Source organism: Candidatus Margulisiibacteriota bacterium (assembly GCA_028715625.1).
Lineage (GTDB): Bacteria > Margulisbacteria > Riflemargulisbacteria > GWF2-35-9 > GWF2-35-9 > JAQURL01.
This window is the reverse complement of the sequence record JAQURL010000032.1, coordinates 26236-28741: the sequence shown is the minus strand read 5'-3', so window position 1 is coordinate 28741 and position 2506 is coordinate 26236. Positions and strand designations below refer to the sequence as shown.

Below are 2506 nucleotides of genomic sequence, written 5' to 3'. Positions count from 1 at the left end.
TAATCTATAGATGAATCTTTCCAGTCGGCAAAACCCAGTTTTTTGAGGCGGTCCGCGAAAATTAAAGCCAGGGCAATATCTTCATCGGCGTCTGTGGCATTATTTGTCGAACCGTCAAAACTCACCTCATATCCGTTTTTATCAACAATCCATTTAAAAAGTTTATTATTAGATTTTTGCTGCTTATTAACAGCGGCAGACCATAACGCATCAAAATCGTCCTGCCTATTGCCCCAAAGAAAGAGGAGCAATCCATAACCGGTTCCTTCACTAACAGATGCGCTGGCAATTCTACCGTCTACTGTTGTTCTGCTTGTATCATGCACCAGACCCGTACCATATGCGTCAATAAACCGGCTCTTGTATCCAGCCAGCGTATTGGTTAAGGCTGTATCCCAGGCTACAACTTTGGCCCCATAGTTTACAGCAGGATATGAACTTCTGTAGAGTAGCGAAGCCTGCGCTAACCCAATAATAAAAATTGAGACAAAAATCCCCCGTTTAATGAACCCCATAAAACTATTCTAACAAAAATACAATTAATTTTACAGGGCAAAGGCCCTGCAAAAGGCCGCAATTTATGGAGTATTTTATGATGCTATATCCTGAATACGCTAATCCGGACAGGTCAGCAATTTGTAAACCGGGCCTTGCGGTGTTAACCGGCTCTGAATAAGCATCGGTTTAAAGACGGCTTGCTTCACAAATACTGTCTTTTCATATTCTTTAAGTTTCCCGTTGCAAGAAGGTTTTTTTATCTTTTTAATTCGACAAAGGGTAACATGTGGTAGAAAGAATTTTTCCGGTTTTAGCTTAAGAAAAGCCAGGTCCTGAGTTATCTCCTCATATAGTTTCTTTAATTCTTCCCTGGGCTCAAGATGAACGGCCAGAATTCGGTCCGCCAGCATAAAAAGGCCTTGCAACGAAACCGAGGCAACTATATTTTTAATGCTTTTCAGATTTTCCATGATTATCTTTTCATCAGGCTGGTCTCCCAGAAACAGCAAAGTACAATGCAGGTTTTCCGGCTCCACCCATTTACCGGTAATACAGCCGGAAAAATCTTCTTTGATTTTGGCGTAAGCTTTCAGTTCCATAAAACTTCCGATGAAAAGACGCATAGACATATTATAACGTAACCGGATATCTTTTCTAACCGTCATTTCGACCGAAGCGAAGCGGAGTGGAGAAATCTTTGTATTAAAACTTAAAGATTCCTCGACTTCGCTCGGAATGACATTTTGTTTCACGGGGAAAGAATTCATCAAAAAATCAGGTTGTAATCCACTGATGTAACAAAAAAGGAATTATGTTAACATTAAGTTAAGATGTTCATGGAAGACTACGTATTTCATCTGGACCGCTACATGAGCCAGAAACAATTCGAACGCATAAAAAAATTCACAAAAAAAAAGAAAACACCCTTTTTACTCATTGATCTGGACGTGGTAAAAAGAAAATACATGGAACTGGCTTCTACCTTTGAAAACAGCACTATTTACTATGCGGTAAAAGCCAATCCGATGAACGAAATAATTCTGCTTTTAAACAGCCTGGGGTCATATTTTGATGTAGCCTCAATCTATGAACTTGACCAGTTGTTAAATCTAAAAATCGATCCGGAACGCATAAGCTATGGTAACACCATAAAAAAGAAAGATGAAATAAAATATTTTTTTGACAGAGGTGTTCGCCTGTTCGTGACCGATTCAGAGGAAGACCTGCTCAATATCGCGCAACAAGCGCCCGGGTCTGATGTATTTTTCCGGATACTGACCGAAGGGACCGGTTCGGACTGGCCGCTATCCAGAAAATTCGGTGCCCATCCGGACGTTATCTATAACCTTATAATCCAGGCCAAAGAGTTCGGACTTAATCCAACCGGCATCTCTTTTCATGTCGGCTCTCAGCAGCGGGATATCGGCCAATGGGATGATTCCATAGCCCGATGCAAGTACTTGTTTGACGCTGTAAAAGAAAAAGGCATACATTTAAAAATGATTAATCTGGGCGGCGGTTTTCCTGCTAATTACCGGGAACAGACCAATCCCATTCAGGATTACGCTATGGAAATAAAACGTTATCTTTATGAAGATTTCAAGGATTATCTGCCCAAGATTCATCTGGAGCCCGGGCGTTCAATAGCAGCTGACGCGGGTATGATCATAAGCGAAGTTGTCCGCGTTTCCAATAAATCAAAAAATAGTTTCTATCGTTGGGTGTTCGTAGATATCGGTCGTTTCGGCGGCCTGATAGAAACCCTGGATGAATCCATCAAGTATCCGCTTTTCTTCGACCGCAAGGGTAAATCTGAAAATGTTATAATTGCCGGGCCCACCTGCGACAGCATGGACATTCTTTATGAAAATTTCAAATATCGCATCCCGCGTACGCTGAAAGAAGGAGACCGTCTCTACATTTTTACAGCCGGTGCCTATACGCAAACCTACAGCAGCGTGGCCTTTAACGGTTTTCCGCCGCTTAAATCCTATATTCTGGAATAAAA

3 protein-coding genes are annotated in these 2506 nt (G+C 41.5%); 1 reads left to right on the top strand and 2 read right to left on the bottom strand.

Annotated features, from left to right (window positions below; all coding sequences use genetic code 11):
- Together PHV30_06645 and thpR are read right to left on the bottom strand one after the other, a co-directional pair.
- Nucleotides 1-515 (bottom strand): glycosyl hydrolase family 8 (locus PHV30_06645; GenBank protein MDD5456695.1); only part of this gene is annotated, 515 nt, incomplete at its 3' end.
- Nucleotides 516-614: 99 nt separating this feature from the next.
- A complete protein-coding gene (gene thpR / locus PHV30_06640) occupies nt 615-1121 on the bottom strand; it encodes an RNA 2',3'-cyclic phosphodiesterase (GenBank protein MDD5456694.1) in 507 nt (168 codons plus the stop codon).
- A 207-nt stretch (nt 1122-1328) separates the two neighbouring features.
- Between thpR and PHV30_06635 the strand changes: the two genes are divergently transcribed.
- On the top strand, nt 1329-2504 hold the full coding sequence (locus PHV30_06635) for a type III PLP-dependent enzyme (GenBank protein MDD5456693.1): 1176 nt from the start codon (nt 1329-1331) through the stop codon (nt 2502-2504).
- Nucleotides 2505-2506 lie beyond the last annotated feature (2 nt).

Coding starts and splice junctions, on each gene's coding strand:
- PHV30_06635 (MDD5456693.1), top strand. CDS start 1,329: ATGTTCATGGAAGACTACGTATTTCATCTGGACCGCTACATGAGCCAG.
- thpR (MDD5456694.1), bottom strand. CDS start 1,121: ATGCGTCTTTTCATCGGAAGTTTTATGGAACTGAAAGCTTACGCCAAA.